The organism is Paenibacillus luteus (genome assembly GCF_006542765.1).
In the GTDB taxonomy this organism is placed as follows: Bacteria; Bacillota; Bacilli; order Paenibacillales; family Paenibacillaceae; genus Pristimantibacillus; species Pristimantibacillus luteus.
Genome location: NZ_SKCD01000011.1, coordinates 165164 through 182712, shown reverse-complemented (window position 1 = coordinate 182712; position 17549 = coordinate 165164). Strand labels below are relative to the sequence as shown.

At 45.2% G+C, this 17549-nt stretch carries 18 protein-coding genes and 1 riboswitch; of the genes, 11 read left to right on the top strand and 7 right to left on the bottom strand.

The window, feature by feature from the left end:
* The first annotated feature begins 1 nt into the window (after position 1).
* Together E0496_RS08810 and E0496_RS08805 are read left to right on the top strand one after the other, a co-directional pair.
* A complete protein-coding gene (locus E0496_RS08810) occupies positions 2-226 on the top strand; it encodes a hypothetical protein (RefSeq protein ID WP_141501216.1) in 225 nt (74 codons plus the stop codon).
* Positions 227-241: 15 nt separating this feature from the next.
* Positions 242-1324: a GerAB/ArcD/ProY family transporter gene (locus E0496_RS08805; protein ID WP_141501215.1), complete on the top strand. Its 1083-nt coding sequence runs from the start codon at positions 242-244 to the stop codon at positions 1322-1324.
* A gap of 41 nt (positions 1325-1365) precedes the next feature.
* Here E0496_RS08805 and trhO read toward each other — a convergent pair whose 3' ends face one another.
* Positions 1366-2262 (bottom strand): oxygen-dependent tRNA uridine(34) hydroxylase TrhO, encoded by an 897-nt coding sequence (trhO, locus tag E0496_RS08800; protein ID WP_141501214.1) that lies wholly within the window; start codon positions 2260-2262, stop codon positions 1366-1368.
* Positions 2263-2382: 120 nt separating this feature from the next.
* Positions 2383-2721, bottom strand: a complete 339-nt coding sequence (locus E0496_RS08795; protein WP_141501213.1) for a winged helix-turn-helix transcriptional regulator — start codon at positions 2719-2721, stop codon at positions 2383-2385.
* A gap of 164 nt (positions 2722-2885) precedes the next feature.
* On the opposite strand from E0496_RS08795, the gene E0496_RS08790 reads away from it, so the two are divergent.
* Positions 2886-3911, top strand: a complete 1026-nt coding sequence (locus tag E0496_RS08790) for an NADH:flavin oxidoreductase/NADH oxidase (RefSeq protein WP_141501212.1) — start codon at positions 2886-2888, stop codon at positions 3909-3911.
* Between the two features lie 203 nt (positions 3912-4114).
* Here the strand turns inward: E0496_RS08790 and E0496_RS08785 are convergent, their stop codons facing one another.
* The gene (locus E0496_RS08785; RefSeq protein ID WP_141501211.1) at positions 4115-4993 is read right to left on the bottom strand and encodes a LysR family transcriptional regulator; all 879 of its coding nucleotides are present in this window, start codon (positions 4991-4993) and stop codon (positions 4115-4117) included.
* A 116-nt stretch (positions 4994-5109) separates the two neighbouring features.
* Here E0496_RS08785 and aroC point away from each other — a divergent pair, with 116 nt between their 5' ends.
* The 3 genes from aroC to E0496_RS08770 all read left to right on the top strand — a co-directional run bounded on the left by aroC (position 5110) and on the right by E0496_RS08770 (position 7926).
* Entirely contained in the window at positions 5110-6165 is a 1056-nt protein-coding gene (gene aroC / locus E0496_RS08780) for a chorismate synthase (protein ID WP_141501210.1), read from the top strand.
* A gap of 104 nt (positions 6166-6269) precedes the next feature.
* Positions 6270-7238, top strand: a complete 969-nt coding sequence (locus E0496_RS08775) for a 2-hydroxyacid dehydrogenase (protein WP_175598040.1) — start codon at positions 6270-6272, stop codon at positions 7236-7238.
* Positions 7239-7374: 136 nt separating this feature from the next.
* Positions 7375-7926, top strand: a complete 552-nt coding sequence (locus tag E0496_RS08770; protein WP_141501208.1) for a GNAT family N-acetyltransferase — start codon at positions 7375-7377, stop codon at positions 7924-7926.
* Between the two features lie 108 nt (positions 7927-8034).
* Here E0496_RS08770 and E0496_RS08765 read toward each other — a convergent pair whose 3' ends face one another.
* Entirely contained in the window at positions 8035-8937 is a 903-nt protein-coding gene (locus E0496_RS08765; protein WP_141501207.1) for a LysR family transcriptional regulator, read from the bottom strand.
* Between the two features lie 182 nt (positions 8938-9119).
* On the opposite strand from E0496_RS08765, the gene E0496_RS08760 reads away from it, so the two are divergent.
* Positions 9120-9725 (top strand): NAD(P)-dependent oxidoreductase, encoded by a 606-nt coding sequence (locus E0496_RS08760; RefSeq protein ID WP_141501206.1) that lies wholly within the window; start codon positions 9120-9122, stop codon positions 9723-9725.
* 83 nt (positions 9726-9808) lie between these two features.
* Here the strand turns inward: E0496_RS08760 and E0496_RS08755 are convergent, their stop codons facing one another.
* Positions 9809-11851: a molybdopterin-containing oxidoreductase family protein gene (locus E0496_RS08755; RefSeq protein ID WP_421923493.1), complete on the bottom strand. Its 2043-nt coding sequence runs from the start codon at positions 11849-11851 to the stop codon at positions 9809-9811.
* 178 nt (positions 11852-12029) lie between these two features.
* A riboswitch (purine riboswitch) is annotated at positions 12030-12137 on the top strand.
* Positions 12138-12213: 76 nt separating this feature from the next.
* Here E0496_RS08755 and E0496_RS08750 point away from each other — a divergent pair.
* On the top strand, positions 12214-13158 hold the full coding sequence (locus tag E0496_RS08750) for an EamA family transporter (RefSeq protein ID WP_141501204.1): 945 nt from the start codon (positions 12214-12216) through the stop codon (positions 13156-13158).
* Between the two features lie 142 nt (positions 13159-13300).
* On the top strand, positions 13301-14197 hold the full coding sequence (locus tag E0496_RS08745) for an NAD(P)/FAD-dependent oxidoreductase (RefSeq protein WP_141501203.1): 897 nt from the start codon (positions 13301-13303) through the stop codon (positions 14195-14197).
* On the opposite strand, the gene E0496_RS08740 is transcribed toward E0496_RS08745, so the two are convergent.
* A complete protein-coding gene (locus E0496_RS08740; RefSeq protein ID WP_141501202.1) occupies positions 14190-14774 on the bottom strand; it encodes an ATP-dependent Clp protease proteolytic subunit in 585 nt (194 codons plus the stop codon). The genes E0496_RS08745 and E0496_RS08740 overlap by 8 nt on opposite strands.
* A gap of 181 nt (positions 14775-14955) precedes the next feature.
* On the opposite strand from E0496_RS08740, the gene E0496_RS08735 reads away from it, so the two are divergent.
* Together E0496_RS08735 and E0496_RS08730 are read left to right on the top strand one after the other, a co-directional pair.
* Positions 14956-15669: an RNA polymerase sigma factor gene (locus E0496_RS08735; protein WP_141501201.1), complete on the top strand. Its 714-nt coding sequence runs from the start codon at positions 14956-14958 to the stop codon at positions 15667-15669.
* 138 nt (positions 15670-15807) lie between these two features.
* Positions 15808-16587, top strand: a complete 780-nt coding sequence (locus E0496_RS08730; protein WP_141501200.1) for a Cof-type HAD-IIB family hydrolase — start codon at positions 15808-15810, stop codon at positions 16585-16587.
* A gap of 73 nt (positions 16588-16660) precedes the next feature.
* Here E0496_RS08730 and E0496_RS08725 read toward each other — a convergent pair whose 3' ends face one another.
* Positions 16661-17161 (bottom strand): C40 family peptidase, encoded by a 501-nt coding sequence (locus E0496_RS08725; protein WP_141501199.1) that lies wholly within the window; start codon positions 17159-17161, stop codon positions 16661-16663.
* Positions 17162-17549: the final 388 nt, after the last annotated feature.

Sequence of the window (17549 nt, the reverse complement as noted above, 5' to 3'; positions counted from 1 at the left end):
TATGTCATGGCATACTCTCATTACGATTTGGGTGCTAATCGGAGGTTACGGGATCGTGAATCCATCCTGGAAAAAACACGATAAAAAAGAGAAAAAGGTGCTGTTCAGCTTATTATTCATCGCTTTTGTCTTATCGCTGGGACTAGGATTGAATCCAAATTTGCCTAGTCTTACCGATTGGGTCAATGCACTCTATCGGCCTCTTCACGGCTGGTTAAGTCCTTAAGAGGAGGTAATTCAAATGAAGAACAAAATTTCCTCATTTCAAATGTTTCTTCTAATGTTTCAAATGATTTTGAGTTCTTCCGTTCTTCTGATGCCTTCGATTACAACGATGCTATCTGGTAAAGACATGTGGATGACGCCTATCTTCAGCATGCTTATCGGTTACCTAACAATTTGGTTAGCCTTCAAGCTATATAAACTAGCACCGCACGGATCATTCGTAAAGTTGTTGGAATCGACGTTCGGCAAAGTGATTGGAAAGGGTATGAATGTATTGTTTATCATCTTTCAAGTTCATATCATAGCGATTGCTACACGTGATTACGGGGAGTTCATCGTGACAAATTTCTATTTGAAAACACCGGTTTACATTATCATTACCAGCATGCTAATTCTATGTGCTTGGGTAGTTAGCGGTGGAATTGAAGTGTTAGCTCGAACGGGACAAGTGTTTATTCCCATCATTACGATATGCACGTTGTTCATCTTCGTTTTTTTGATCCCAGAACTTGACCCATCTACGATATTTCCGATCTTTGAGAAAGGAGCAGCCCCCGTCTTCAAAGGTTCAGTCGTAGTTGCAGGCTGGTTTTGCCAGATATTCTTGGTCGTTTATATCTTGCCTTTTGTGAAACAAGAGAAGTCCATTCAGAAATGGGGGTACATTTGCGTAACGGGGATTGGCTTATTAATGCTAATCGCCAATATTACCGTATTTATGCTCATGAGCGAGAGTGCTTCTTTTTACAATTATCCGGTCTTTACGGCAGCGCGGTATATCGCCTATGCAGAGTTTTTCGAGCATGTGGAGGCCATCGTGATGATGGTATGGGTGCTTGGCGAATTTTTCAAAATCAGTTTTTATTATTTTACCATCTATTTAAGCTTATCGGAAACGCTGGAACTCCAAAAACCAGTGGTCATTATATTACCGATAGGCCTGCTGCTGTTGTTATCTACATTTTGGCTCGCTAAGGACTTTCAAATGATAGGGGACTTCATTTCAAAATCGGGAACGCTCTATATTTTAACGGGATTTTTTATTTTTCCGCTTGTTATTTATGCCCTTACCGTAATAAAACAGCGATTAAAAGCCTGAGAATCCAAACCTTTAATCGCTGTTTTTTTAAAATAGATGATTTATTTGACTCCCACGACATGCTCTTCGCATTCGTTGGAGCAGAAGCCATGCTTGGTCTCTAGGCATTCTTCGCATACGATATGCTGAAGATGACAGGAATCATCTGCACAATTAATGTAAGTATCAGCTGGATTATCGCAGTGGTGACATTTCCCCACAACGACAGCTTCGTCCGTCTGATTGATCACGACAGAGGTTCTCTCATCAAATACATAACATTTGCCATCGAATAATCGGCCTTGCACTTCCTCGTCTTTACCGTAGGTAACGATTCCGCCTTCCAACTGATAAACGTCATTAAAGCCTTCGCTCATCATAACGCCCGTAAGCTTCTCGCAGCGGATGCCGCCCGTACAATAAGTAAGAATAGGTTTGTCCTTGAATTCAGCCATATTCTCACGAAGCCATTCCGGAAATTCCTTGAAGGTCTCCAGATCCGGCCGGATCGCATTGCGGAAATGACCTAAATCGTATTCATAATCGCTTCTTCCATCGAGTACGATCACATCTTCGCGTTGCAGATATTCATGGAACTCTTTTGGAGACAAGCGTGTTCCGCTTAGTGTATTCGGGTCTAAAGGCTTGTCGTAACGAAGGGTAACAAGCTCTTTCTTGTAGCGAACAAATATTTTTTTGAAGGCATGCTGGTCTGTCTCATCTATTTTATAAACAATGTCCGAAAACAGAGGATTCGCACGCATATGCGCCATATATTGCTCTGTTTGTTCTACAGTTCCTGATAACGTACCGTTAATGCCTTCGTCAGCAATTAGGATACGACCTTTTACATTTAGCTCCTTGCAATAGGCAAGATGCTCCGCAGCAAATTGCTCCGCATCGGGTATTGCTATAAATTTATAATACAATAAAACGCGAAATTGATTGTCATCACTCATCGTAGTCTTTCCTTCCCGGTAAACAATTAAAAGCAGTCTATATTATAGTTGAACTTGCACGAAATTTCAACGGTAAAACCATATAACAATAGGATTGGTCAGCACGTGCTTGGATAGACGTCATAACGTCAGACCAAATCGCTTAAGCTCGATAAAAACAGGCTCCAGTTGTTTACCTTTATCCGTAATGGTGTATTCTACTCTTGGAGGAACCTCGGCATATATCGTTCGTTTCACAATCCCTTGCTCTTCGAGCTCTTTCAGGCGGAGAGAGAGCGTTTTTGGACTAATGCCTTCCAATGATTTGAGCAGTTCACTGAAACGCAGCGTTTGTTCAACAAGCAAGTCGCGAATGATAAGAAACGTCCATTTGTTTCCAATAACTTCAAGAGCTTTGCCTATGACGCATGGAATGCCAGGTGTTCCACGCTTTAATATAAGCGGTTCCTGCTGGTTCATATCGAGATCCCTCTTTTTTATTTTTAGGTTTGAGACCAAGTATAGTACAAAAGTAACTTTTCGGAAACTATATGTAAAAAAGATCAGTACTTTATTTTCTTTGTTTACTATGTTTAAAATAGAACTGAGAACACTATCCGCACTAAACTAAAGGAGAGAGAAGCATGACTGTAAATCATTTAAATACACCGTTCACCATCAAAAATCTTGAGCTTAAAAACAGAATCGTCATGGCGCCCATGTGCCAATATTCCGTAGAAGCGAAGGATGGCACACCGAATGATTGGCATTATATCCACTATGTATCGCGAGCGATTGGCGGGACGGGACTTATAATTATGGAAATGACCGACGTTGATCCTGACGGACGGATTACAGACAATGACCTCGGATTATGGTCAGACGAGCAAGTACCAGCTTACAAACGAATTATTGATGAAGTTCATAAATATGGCTCTAAGATCGGCATTCAAATTGCACATGCGGGCCGGAAGGCAGAAGATGCTGTAACTCCAGTCGGTCCTTCGGCAATATCAGCAGGTCCTAACTACAGAACACCAAAGCCACTCTCAACGGATGAAGTTAAACAAATTGTTGAGCAGTTTAGGCAAACGGCTCGAAGAGCGGTAGAGGCTGGTGTGGATACGATCGAAATTCATGGAGCTCACGGGTATCTTGTCCATCAATTCCAATCACCCGAGATCAATAAGCGTGATGATGAATATGGGCAGGATTATGCAAAGTTTGGTGTAGAGGTCATTCAAGCAGTCAAAAGCGAAATGCCGGCTGATATGCCGCTAATCTTACGTATTTCTGCGATCGAATATATGGATGGCGGGTATGACCTAGATCATAGTATTGAACTCAGCAAGAAGTACCTTGCTGCAGGTGTTGATATCTTTCATGTTTCCAGTGGAGGCGAAGGTCCGTCCGGCACGCGCAAGCCCGGCAATTATCCCGGTTATCAGGTACCGTTTGCGCGCGCATTTAAACAAGCACTGAAAGTTCCTGTCATCGCAGTCGGCATGCTGGAGGATGCCAAGCTTGCAGAAGCGACCATTGCAAGCGAGGATGCTGATCTCGTAGCTGTTGCCCGCGGAATGCTAGTTGATCCTTACTGGGCTCTCCATGCCATTCAAATCGTAAAAGGGGAAATAAAGCCACCTAAGCAATACGAGAGAGCATACTGATACTAATTCACGAGTAGTGGTAGATCGGATTAGAAGCATCCCTCTAAAGCTAAGGCAAAGAAGATGAGGTTTCATCATTTTAACCAAAAAATACGCTAAGCCCGTGTGGCTTAGCGTATTTTTGGGGTTTGCGTCGATTTTACTGTCTACTTAAAAGGCTGGAAATTTGGAGCAGAAATCTTGTTTTCCTTCGTTTAGCAACCTCAATGGAGTAATGCTATAAACCGGCTTGCAGCAATGGAGAGAACGGTATCCTTTCGGGTGGCAAAGCCAACCGCGCGGGGAGGGATCGGAACTGTCGTCCGCAGTACAAACAGCTTTCCGTCTATCAATTCCTGATTGACGAAGGCGTGTGTCACAAATGCTGCGCCATAGCCGCGGCCAGCAAGCTCAATCAACATGTCCATACTGCTTAGTTCCATATCGGCTTCAGCCGTTATGTCGCCGGCGGAGAACCATTTCTCGACATATTGTCTTGTGCTGCTGCCCTCTGACAGAAGCAGAAGGGGGAGGCCGGACAATGCCTCAGGCGTTATCGGTGTTTCTGCTAAATGCATATAGGACTGTCCTACCACAAAACAATCTTGGATCGTAGTGAGATGCTGCACGGATAACTCATGATCAGATAGCGGCAAATGGACTAATCCGACATCAATTTGACCAGACTTTAAGCGAGACCGGATATCCGATGTTTTGCCTTGAGAGAGCCGTATACGCACGCTAGGATGCTCGGCATGAAATGTATCGAGTACAGGGAGCAGTAAATGCTTAATAATGGGCCCGCTTGCGCCAATTTTTAGCTCGCCTGCATTTAAATCCTTTAGGGACTGCAGCCTGTTCTCACCCGCGAATAGAGTCATGAAAGACTGTTCCACATAGCGGAATACTTCAAGCCCTTCGGGCGTCAGCTTCACTCCTTTGGACAATCGGTTAAACAGCTTTACCTCCAGCTGGGCTTCCAGCTGCTTTAGCGCATAACTAACCGACGGTTGCGTGATGTGCAATTCGAGGGCTGCTTTTGTCAAATTGCCTAATTTAGCCGTATGCCAAAAAATACGGTACCATTCCATATTGACTTGCATGATATCACTTCTCTCTATGTCACGGATTCGAAATTTTGATTTCATTTATTTCATGATCAAAATTATAATGGATATAGATAGAAAGCGTCAAAGCTAGATCCAAGGAGGACAACAAAATGGCAGGAAGCACATATGGCAGCAGCTTTAAAATTACAACCTTCGGCGAATCGCATGGCGAGGCCGTTGGGGTGATTGTAGATGGCGTTACACCAGGCGTAGAACTAGATGAAAAGTATATCCAAACGCAAATGGACCGTAGGAAACCGGGACAGTCTTCCGTGACTACACCGCGTAAGGAATATGATGTGATTAGCATCTTGTCGGGCATGTTTGAAGGAAAAACGACAGGCACGCCGCTCTTTATTATGCTGCATAACAAGGATATGAGACCGGATGCCTATAATGACATCCAGTATTCCTTCCGTCCAGGGCATGCCGATTTCACCTACTTAAAAAAATACGGGCTTCGCGATCACCGTGGCAGCGGCAGAGCCTCCGGCAGGGAGACGGCAGGACGTGTCGCTGGCGGTGCAGTTGCACGCAAGCTGCTGGAAAACAAGGGAATCAGCGTCGTAGCTTATTCCAAGGAAATCGGCGGAATCAAATGCGAAACATTCCACGAGGACGAAATTGAAAAGAATGCCGTTCGTGCATGTGATCCTGAGGCCGCTAAGCGTATGATTGAAAGAGTAGAGCAGTTGGCTGCAGCAGGAGACAGCTGCGGTGGGATTGTCGAATGCAGAATTAGGGGCGTTAAGCCAGGTATCGGCGAACCTGTTTTCGACAAGCTGGATGCAGAGCTTGCCAAAGCCATGCTTTCCATTGGCGCTGTCAAAGGCATTGAATTTGGCGCCGGATTTGCAGCAGCGGATATGCTTGGCAGCGAACATAACGATGGAATGAGCAAAGACGGATTTTTGAGCAATAATGCCGGTGGCATCATTGGTGGAATCAGTACGGGAGAAGAAATCGTATTTCGGATCGCAGTAAAACCAACCTCATCGATTTCCTTGCCACAGCAGACGATGGACATTCATGGTCAGGAGAAAATGATTGAGACGATCGGACGTCATGATCCGTGTATTTGCCCCCGCATCATCCCTGTCGTTGAAGCGATGGCTTGTATCGTTGTAGAAGACTTAATGAAAAGACAAGCAGCCATGTTTGCATAGATCTATGGGGAGAGCGGCCATTCGTAGCCGCTCTCCTTCCGTTTGTGCGAGTATCCGTTGATTATGCTATGCTTATTGCATAAAAGGATGGGAGGAAACAGATGATGAAACCAACGGTTTTTTTGGATCGAGAGGTACCATTGGAGGTTGAAAAATTTATCGCTGAGCATTGTACGATTGACAAATGGGATGGCGAAGGGCAAATTCCTCGGCAACAGCTGCTTGAAAAGGTAGCGCACGCAAACGGGCTGCTTACGGCAGGTGCGTCTATTGATGCTGAGTTCTTAGGGCATGCCCCGCATCTAAAGGTCGTGAGCAGCATCAGCGTAGGATATAACCATTTTGACTTAATTGCAATGAAAGAGCGCGGCATCATCGGAACCAATACGCCTCATGTGTTGAATGATACCGTTGCCGATCTGGCATTTGCTCTTATCCTCGGTACGGCTAGACGAGTAGCGGAGCTTGATCGGTACGTGAAGGAAGGACATTGGAAGAAGGGCGACGGCAAGACCTTATTCGGGACTGATGTTCATCATGCCAAGCTAGGTATCATCGGTATGGGACGGATCGGTGAAGCGGTAGCACGCCGGGCGAGGTTCGGATTCGAAATGGAAGTGGCTTATTATAACCGCAGCCGAAAGCTTCATACTGAAGAACTATTAGGTGTCCACTATTCAGAATTAAATGAGCTGCTTGCTGAATCGGATTTTGTGGTGATGCTTGCTCCATTGACACCAGAAACGAATCAGCTTATTGGAAAAGAGCAATTCAGCTTAATGAAGCCATCCTCTATTTTTATTAATGTGTCACGAGGTCAAACGGTAGACGAGAATGCATTGGTCGAGGCGCTTCAAGCAGGCACGATAGCTGCCGCTGGACTCGATGTGTTTGAGAAAGAACCGATACCGCCTGATCATCCCTTTCTTCAGATGCAGAACGTATTGACGCTGCCGCATATCGGATCAGCAACGACGCAAACAAGAAATGACATGGCCATGCTTGCTGCAAAAAACTTAGTTTATGCCTTAACCGGGCAAACGCCTCCAAGTATCGTTGATGAACTAAGATAACTCAAGTTTATTTTTATCATTCGATAGAAATTGTCTATTGGATACCTGCTTGAAGGGATGATACAGTGAATAAACACAATCCCGATTAAATCAATCGGCATTGTTTGTTCTATCAAATGAAGCAGGGGTGAAATAGATGAGCGAAAACTATCGACTGGCAGTACTTCAAGACGCGCCGCGCTTACAGCATGTCATTTATGAGGCTTATGTCACCATTAGGGAATTGGAGCTTCATTGGCCAGCGGCACATGCTGATTTGGCTTTAATTCAAGACAATATCCATTCCAATGAATGTTATGTGCTTGAGAAAGATGGCGTGATTGCTGCAACGGTTACATTGTCCAAAGGCGAAGAGGTTAAAGCAGTCACAGATTTTCCGTTTGTCAAATGGTTTGCGGTAGATCCTGCCTACCAAGGTGCAGGCCTCGGAGACAAGCTACTCACATGGGTAGAGCAGAACATTATCCGTGATCAGGTAGGCGCTGCTGCTGTTACGCTGGCAACTGCCGAGAAGCATCCATGGCTGCTTCCTATGTATGAACGAAGAGGTTACGAGAAGCTGTATGTATTTGATTTTGACAACGGTGACGGACCGATGCACCTTTTGCGTAAAATCGTAAATCCAGCCTTATATGACAGTTTGCAGCCGGGTAAAGACAAGCAAACGATAGGCAGCAGCAATGATTAGGTGTTGATGTCAGGTTTCATAACGAAGAGCCATTCCAAATCTGGGATGGCTCTTTCTGGTTCACTTATTATTATGAGGAGTCTGCAATGGAAGAAGAGCGAGCCTATCTTAAATCACTGAATCACTAATATCTCTTTGCGCAATATGATTTTTCAATAGCTCGATAAATGCTTTAGCCGAGCTGCTTAAATATTTGCCTTGATGATGGACGATCGAGATTTTCCTGATTAACGAAGGATTCGTTATTTTAACCGCCTTCAAGGTACGATTGCCGTTCAATTGGATCAAGGTTCTGGAGAGGATTGTTACGCCAGCTCCTGCTTGTACTAGGCTGAAGATCGAATCAATCGTATTGGTTTCAATAAGTGGCTTGAAATGAAGACCGAGCGTGCTGCAGGTGGCATCTACCAACTGGCGGCATTTATGATCCGGTGGAAATAAAATGAGCGGCAACTGCTGCAGCGATTGGAAATCGATGCTTTCGGCATTTGCAAACTCGTGACCCATTGGAACCAGCATGTAAAACTCTTCTTCGTACAACGGAATTTTTAAAATACGTTCATCCTCATCCGGATGGATGGTCACGGCCAAATCAAGCTCGTTGTGAAGCACGCGCTCCAAAATATCACCTGCAGCAACGATTTTAATCTGAATTTTCGGATATAATCGGTTAAAATCAACCAATAATGAGGCAACAAGCTGATTAAGCTCGCCAGGCAAAGAGCCGATCGTTAAGGTCCCGCGTTCAATGAGATGCAGCTCATCCATTTGTTCTTTGGCACTTTGCAAAGCCTGGAAGAGAACACCCGCCTGCTGTTTCAAGATAGAGCCTGCTTCCGTCAATGAGATTTTCTTGCCGATCCTATTAAACAATGGCAAGCCAAGTTCATCTTCAAGCGCCTTAACTTGATGACTTAACGTGGGCTGCGTCACGCCGAGACGTTCTGCCGCACGCGTAAAATGAAGCTCTTCGCAAATCGTTACGAAATACTCTAGCTGGCGAATTTCCATGGACAAGCTCCGTTCGCATTTTTATATATCATAGCGTAATGGTTGAGGAATTTCTATGGAAAAGCAGCAATTGTCCATTTAAAGGAATGAACATAGGGCATCTTGCTTTACTTTTACTGCTGAGTCGGAAATGATGATAGGATCAGAGAGATTAAAATGAACAGATAAAGGAGTTTGGGCCAGTGAGTTTGCTGCTTATCGGAGCTACAGGGAAAACCGGGCAATACATACAGCATTTTATCGAAGAAAAGGGACTGCAAGCTAAGCGATTTGTCCGACTGCCGGAGCAAGTTCAGCCTGGAAGCATTCTTGGTGATATTCGGAACGAAGAGGATGTGTTGCAAGCCATGTCGGGTGCAGAAGGGGTGATATGTGCTTTGAATACCGAAGGAAACGGCACGCTTCTAATCGGTATTCAGCATATCATCAGATCCATGCAAGAATATAAAATTAAGCGGCTTGTGACGATAGGGACGGCTGGTATTTTGCAAAGCGAGCTTCAGCCGCATCTCTTGCGATACCAATCCATCGAGAACAAAAGGGTGAACCATGAAGCGGCCATGGAGCATGAGCAAGCTTATCACACCTTGGCTGAGTCCGAACTAGATTGGACGATAGTATGCCCAACAAGACTTGTTCAAACGGAGTTCACGGGCGAATATCGCGTACAAAAAAATATTTTGCCTACGGGAGGTTCGCAAATTTCATTTGCGGATACGGCACACTTTACGGTTTCTGCTTATTTGAGAGAGACATTTGTGCGGGAGCGCGTGGGAATTTGCTATTAACCAGCCGATGGCGCCTCGATCCAAAAAAAACGGTACACCGCGTTGAGGGGTACCGTTTTTTTGGACTTTAAGCCATATCGTTACTACAGCTTCAAGACTTCCACGCGATTGGAGAAGAAGGTAGCACCGCCGCCCATATCAGCTAACCGCTGAGGCGTAAGCGCATTGACGGCTTGATGCCCTTTTTTCTTGTCATCCCACCAAAGGCCTTGGGTAACGAGAACGCCTGGAAGCACGTCATGGCCGATCCGAACCGCCATTTCCACTTCGCCTCGGTCGTTTCGTATTTTCACCCGTTCACCATCCTTGAGGCCAAGCTCATCTGCATTCTGACTATGCATGTGGAGGAGCGGCTCCTTCTCCAGCTTTTGGAGACGTTCTTGATTGCCAAATGTCGAATTTATAAAGCTATGATTAGGCCCTGTTGTGAGCAGAAACGGATACGTGTCAGGCTCGCGCAGCGGCGTGTAGTCAGGCACGGGCGGCAGCCCGGCTTGTGCCATCGCATCGGAATAGAGCTCGATTTTTCCCGATGCTGTTGGAATCATTTCAGTAACCGGAGGGAGCTTGCCGCCGCTAGCCTTCATCCATGTATTTGTTTTCAGCGTCTCAAAGGTGATGCCATCTAGAAGAGGATTGTTCTCACTATCGAGTGCCTCAGCTATCATTTGCTCCTCGGTAAGATCAAATTCAGCTTCTTCGAAGCCCATGAGAAGAGCTAGTTCTTTAAACAGCGTAAAATTGGATTTGCATTCGCCCATCGGCTCCATAATGGGCTCATGAAGCTGCAAATACAAATGCCAATACGAGGTATACAAATCTAAATTTTCAAAATGCGAGGTGGCTGGCAAAACAAGATCTGAGTATTTGCAAGTATCCGTTAGAAACAAATCATGCGTCACCGTAAAAAGATCCTCCCGCAGCAGACCATCCCGAACCCGGTTCTGATCAGGCGCAACGACAGCCGGATTGCTGTTGTAGACAAATAACATACGGATAGGTGGAGTGAGCTCCAGCAGCGCTTCACCAAGCTGATTCATGCTTACCGTGCGAACCTCGGGATCGGGCAATAAATCCGGCCGTTCAAGCTTCTTGCCATTAAGACGGGAATACCAGCTGTTGCCTTTCATGGCACCGCCGCCCTGAATTCCCCATTGTCCAGTTAGTGCAGGCAGGCAGGATATTGTCCTAACGATCATGCCGCCGTTGTCATGGTGCTGGAGGCCATTGCCGATCCGAATAAAAGATGGGGAAGTGCTGCCATACAAGCGGCCAAGCTCTTCGACTTCAGCTGCCGGAACGCCTGTTATCTCTTCCACGCGCGCCGGCGTATATTCGGTTGCTTGCTCGAAGAGCTCCTCATAGCCTAGCGTGTTTTGTTCAAGAAACGCCATATCCGTAAGCCCATCTCGGATAATGACATGCATCATGCCAAGGGCGAGCGCCGCATCTGTACCCGGACGAAGGTGGATGAATCGGTCTGCCCAGGCGGAGGTTCGATTGCGGTGCACATCGATATGGATGACCGTGGCGCCGTTTTTTCTAGCTTCGGTAGCTAGCATGGTCTGATGCATATTCGTGGATACCATATTGCAGCCCCAGATGAGAAACAGCTTCGTATGCACAGTATCCTCAGGATCAATGCCGATTGAGCCTCCCATTGTGTAAGAATAACCTTTGGAGCCTGCGGCATTGCAGATAGCGCGATCGAGTTGGGTTGCGCCTAGCCGGTGGAAGAAACGTCGATCCATGCTTTCTGAATTAAGGACTCCCATATTGCCATAGAAGCTGTAAGGCAATATGGCTTCTGCGCCGTTTTCATTTATAATACTTCTCATTCGTGTAGCAATTTCTTTGTATGCTTCATCCCATGTAATGCGTTCGAAAGCAAGTTCACCCTTTGGTCCCGTGCGCCGCATCGGATACAGCAGGCGTTCAGGATGATAAACACGGTCATTGAGCTGCCGCACTTTATTGCAAATCGCTCCACGGGTAACAGGATGCTCGGAATCACCTGTAATTTTAGTTATTTTCCCTTTCTCGAAGGTCACGCTTAGACCGCAAGTATCAGGACAATCAAAAGGGCATACGGAACGGACCGTTCCGTTCATTGTAGGTTTGATCATCATCGTTCACTCCATCCTGTAACCAATATCTTGTCTGAATATCATATCATATATGAGTTGAATATCCTTTCGATTTTGCTCATACTATGCTGAAGATAGCGGCCTGATTTTCGTTTTCCAACATATTGTCTATTGACAGTACCTCACTTGTCATGTAACATCTGAACTGTTGAACACGAGTCCGCATAACTGAATAATTCGTATAACCTCACGGAATTTATTTAACAGGGTGAGGGTTTCTACGGGAAGCCTTAACTTCCTAACTACGAATATGCGATCATTGCACAATGATCCTATATTCGTCGTTAGGATTTTTTTTGTTTTAATGATTTTGCAAAAGACAGGAAGGAGCATTACCACAGATGAAGTATATTTTATCCGTATTTTTAGGAGCGGCCAGTTATGGCATATTATCCACAATCGTAGTGCTGGCATACGGCAATGGTTATCAGCTTGGGGAGGTAGTGGGCAGCCAACTGCTAACCGGCTTTATCCTCGCATGGGGGCTTGCGCTATTTATGAAGTGGCGCGAGAAACAGGGCAAAGGAGGCAGCAAGGCTGAGAAAGCAGCAATCTCGAGCAATGCAAATCGACTAACTTGGAAACAGCGACTGCTATTGATGGCAGCTGGAGCTCCAACAGCGATTACTGGTTTGCTCTATTATCAATCTCTACGTTATATACCTGCATCATTGGCTATCATTTTGTTATTTCAATTCACTTGGATTGGCGTTCTGATTCAAGCAGTCAGCCAGCGTAAACGTCCGAACGGTATCATGTTGTTTACAATTGCGATTTTGTTCGGCGGGACGATGCTTGCTGCCGGCATCATGGAGCAAGGCACAGGCCAATTCAACATGATGGGTGTCGTGCTTGGGCTTCTATCAGCGGTAAGCTATTCATTATTTATTTTATTTAGCGGAAAGGCTGTCCCTTCCGTACATCCTGTTTACCGCAGTGCCTGGATGATAACGGGCGGCTTGGTGCTTGTCTTTATTTTGTTCCCGCCAGCCTTTTTGTTCAACGGTCTGATTTGGGGAGATTTGATGCTATACGGCTTCTTGCTGGGCATGTTCGGCGCTTTTATTCCACCCGTTCTGTTTGCGGTGGGCGTGCCGCATATCGGAGAGGGAATGGCAGGCGTACTTGGTGCTTCGGAGCTTCCTGTAGCGGTAATGCTATCATCTTTTGTTCTTAATGAGCATGTGAGCGCGCTGCAATGGGCAGGCGTTGCGGTCGTTCTCATCGGAATTGCGCTTCCGGAGCTTATGAAGCTTATGAAGCGAAGACGACTAAGTTTACAATAAATAGCAAGTTAACAAGCCAGCTGTCTCGATGGAGACAGCTGGCTTGTTTTGTTATGGCTTGTTGCATACCCGACATTCATTTCATCAATACTAAAGATTCAAAGCTACCTACTAAATGAAATTAGCTTACGGAGGGAAGACAATGCGCTACGACTGCCTGATAGTTGGCGGGGGATTTGCAGGCCTTCAAGCGGCAATCCAATTAGGACGTTATCGCCATAGTGTTGCTGTTATCGATGCTGCAGAAGGACGATCCTCCATTTGCAAGAGCTATCATAATCTCATTGGATTCCCAAACGGCATTAGCGGCTCGGAGCTGATTGCCGCAGGCAAACTGCAAGCAGAGCAGCTTGGTGTTTCTTTTATCAAGGCAAAAGCCAGTCAAGCTCACCAAATGGCAAATGGTATTCATATTATTTCAACAGAAAAGCAAAACTTTTACGGGAAGAGACTTTTAATTGCAACGGGTGTCAAGGATCGGCTCCCTGATTTTCCGGATCTTTATCCATGTATGGGCATTAGCGTGTTTATTTGTCCGGACTGCGATGGTTATGAAGTTACAAATCAACCAACACTCGTTATTGGTTCTGGTGACGCTGGTGCAAGAATGGCACTAACCTTAATGCACTGGACGTCTGAACTTATTTACGTGAATCATGAACAGGTAGCGCTTAATGAAGAACTCCACAACCAATTAATTAGCAAAAAGATTACCTATCTTAACGAGTCGATCCGTACCGTTTTGACTGAATATTCCCAATTTCTCGGTATTCATTTGGAGGACGGCTCAATAATATCCCGTAAGCATTGTTTTGTTGCAATGGGAGGGAATCATGTGCAATCTGAACTGGCTAAACAGCTACGTGCAGAACTAACAGATAACCATCATATTGTTGTTGATCCGCGTACCAAGCAAACCAGCTCACGATATGTATGGGCGGCAGGAGACGTAACCGCCCATTCCGAGATGGTAACCATTGCGATGGGTGATGGGAGCCAAGCGGCGATCTGGATGCACAAAAGCCTAATCTCTACATAGACGTAATGATCTTGTCGATAATTCCGTATTCCAATGCCTCTTGTGATGACATATAATAATCTCGATCCATATCCTTTTCGATTTTTTCGATGGGCTGACCCGTATTTTCTGCTGAGATTTGATTTATCTTTGCGCGAATATTCAATACGCGTTTGGCGCTGATTGCGATGTCACTGGCCTGGCCCTGGACACCGCCATGAGGCTGATGGATCATAATTTCACTATTCGGCAGCGCACCCCGTTGTCCTTTCTCCCCTGCCAGCAGCAAAATAGCGCCAAAAGATGCGGCAAGCCCTGTGCAAATGGTGTGTATGGGCGGTTTCACGTAATTCATCGTATCCAGTATGGCAAAACCAGCTGAAGTGGAACCGCCAGGACTATTGATGTACATAAAAATCGGTTTATCCGGTTCTTCTGCGGCTAATAGCAGCAACTGCGCAATGATGCTGTTGGATACTTGATCGTCGATGGCAGAACCAAGAAAGATAATGCGGTCTTTGAGCAGCCTGGAATAGATATCATAGGATCTTTCACCGCGGCTCGTTTGCTCAACGACATAAGGTACAAATTGGCTCATGTTTGTTTGCCTCCAATATCATTTGATTGCTTTCGATCTGAAAACGAATATACGGAGGCAAAGGATACGGAAAAGAAAAATCTTTTTATGCGTATCCTTTTGGTGAGTTCATTCGTTTACTTCAATAAGGATAACTCCCTTTACCTGGCGTAAGATGGGATAGAGCTGAGGAGGCAGAATAATGGAAAAGAAGCGAGCGGACATTAAAAGTATCAACGCTGACATAAAAATCGAGCACCTGCATGGTACCGTTCAAAGATATTGTTTGTCCTTAACGAAGTCTAAGTGGGATGCTGAGGATTTGGCGCAAGAGACTTGGCTAAAGGCACTGCGGGCAGCAGACAAGGGCCAGCACCAGCACAATAATCAGGAAGCACTGATGCTGCGTATCGCCAAAAATACATGGATTGACGAGACAAGGCGACGTAATCAGTACGCACGCATCCTTTTGATTGAAAATCCAATCCTAGCAGAGTCAAGAACAGATACTTTAGAAATAGAGGAATCCCTGCATGCGATTTTGAAGCATTTATCGCCGCTGCAGCGTACGGTTTTCCTTCTCCGCGAGGGGTTGGCACTTTCTATATCTGACACTTCAGAGCTGCTCCATTTATCAAAGGGAGCGGTTAAAGCGGCGCTTTATCGTGCAAGAGAGAGACTGCATGAGGTAAGAAGCAGCCTTGAAGAGGCAGCGGCAATTCAGCCATTAAGTGACGATAGACAAAAGTTGCTCAAAGCAATCACTACCGCTTATCGAAACGGCGATTTGAATGCGCTTATTGAGCTTGCGATGCTGGACGAAGCTGCCGTCGTAACCCAAATCACCAGAAAAACACTCGTGCAAACGAGTAGCCGAGCACCTTATATCCATTCCATGCTCCAAATGGCTGCATAAGTCTTAGCTATCCGTGTTTGCAAATAAACTGATGCCGCTCACGGCATCAGTTTATTTGTCGATATTCAGACAACGCCCGAGCATGCTAGAAATAGGGTATAATGAAGCTTATGATACGAAGGATTGAGGGCACTGAACATGACAAAAAAACTATTATTTTTTGATATTGACGGAACGCTGGTTGATCATGACAAAAAAATTCCTGCATCAACGAAGGAATCCATTGCAGAATTGAAGAAAGCTGGACACGAGGTAGTCATCGCCACAGGCAGAGGGCCTTTCATGTTAAAACCGGTAAGCGAAGCATTGCAGATCGATTCCTACGTTAGCTTTAACGGTTCCTATGTCGTTTATAAAGGGGAAGTGATTTATAGCCATCCGATTGATGCTGAACGTCTGAATGAGCTTGCCCAAATAACAATCACGAATAAACACCCGCTGGTGTATATGACACCGGACGGCATGCGTTCCAATACGCTGCAAACCGCCTATACGGAGGACGCAGACGAACCATTAAAGCTGCGGCTTCCACCGCTAGAGCCAGATTATCACATTGGAAAAGATATCTATCAATGCTTGCTTTATTGCAAAGAGGAAGACGAGGGATACTACAAAGCAAACTTTTCTGAATTTGGATACAACCGATGGCATTTGTATGGAAGCGACATACTTCCGCCAGGCGGTTCTAAGGCAAAAGGCATCCAAGCATTAATTGAACGGACAGGCGTGAGTCACGAGGATATTTATGCTTTTGGTGATGGATTAAATGACTTGGAGATGCTCCAATATGTTTACCATAGTGTAGCTATGGGGAATTCACCTGATATCGTAAAGCAAATGGCTCGTTATGTTACGAAGGATGTGTCGGAGGACGGCATTCGGCATGGCTTGAAGATGCTTGGTTTGTTGGCAGACTAGAAGCAGCTTCAGAAGAGAGGTGCAACAAAAAGAGGCTTGTCTTCGTCTAGAGAAGACAAGCCTCTTGAGTACATTAAATTACACGGCGTGCTGTGACATAAGTCTTGTCCCAAGTGCTGCCGGCAAAAGTAGAGATCGTAACGCCAACACCTACTCTATACGTATGAAGCAGCTTGCCATTGCCGATATAAATGCTTACATGGTTTATAATGCCGTCACGATTCGTGTCCGAGAAAATAAGATCGCCCGCTTTAAGATTGCTTCTTGATACGTAATAACCGGACTTTGCTTGCTGCTTGGATGATCTCGGAAGACTGATTCCATTTTTTTTGTATACATATTGAGTAAAGGATGAGCAGTCAAATGAACTAGTAATACCGGAGGATGCTCCGAATTTATAAGGCACGCCGATATACTTCTTACCTGTGGCGATAACATTTGATGCTGTTGATGAGCTTGTTGCCGCTTGTACCTCTTGAGGCAGTGCGAACGAGCCTGCGGAAATCGCAATGGATAGGCTAATACCAATTCCTGCTATTACTTTACTAAACCGTGTTTTCTTCGAGTTAATCATGATGTTCCTCCTAGTATTATGTAGTTTGTGAATCTGCTAGAAATACCATAACATAGATTAATTACCCACAAATTACCTATGAGAAAAAAAAGCCTTGATACGACTAATCAAATTGGCAATTATTAAAAAGTCATAATAAAAATCTCATTTTTATTTCTTGACATTACTAGAGTTGGTAAAGTTCAGTTATAGCTGTTTTTACACTTTCTTGTCTTAGTTCCGAGGCTATATAATGATGAAGTCGGGCCGACGAATGAATAGGAAAGGAGCTGATCGATTTGATTAACAACTTGGAGGTGATCTCCGTTTAAGCGGAGATCACCCATAAGAAGGAGGCCGCAAGGCCTCCTTTTATTTCTCATATGACAGATCAAAATAAACTGGAAAT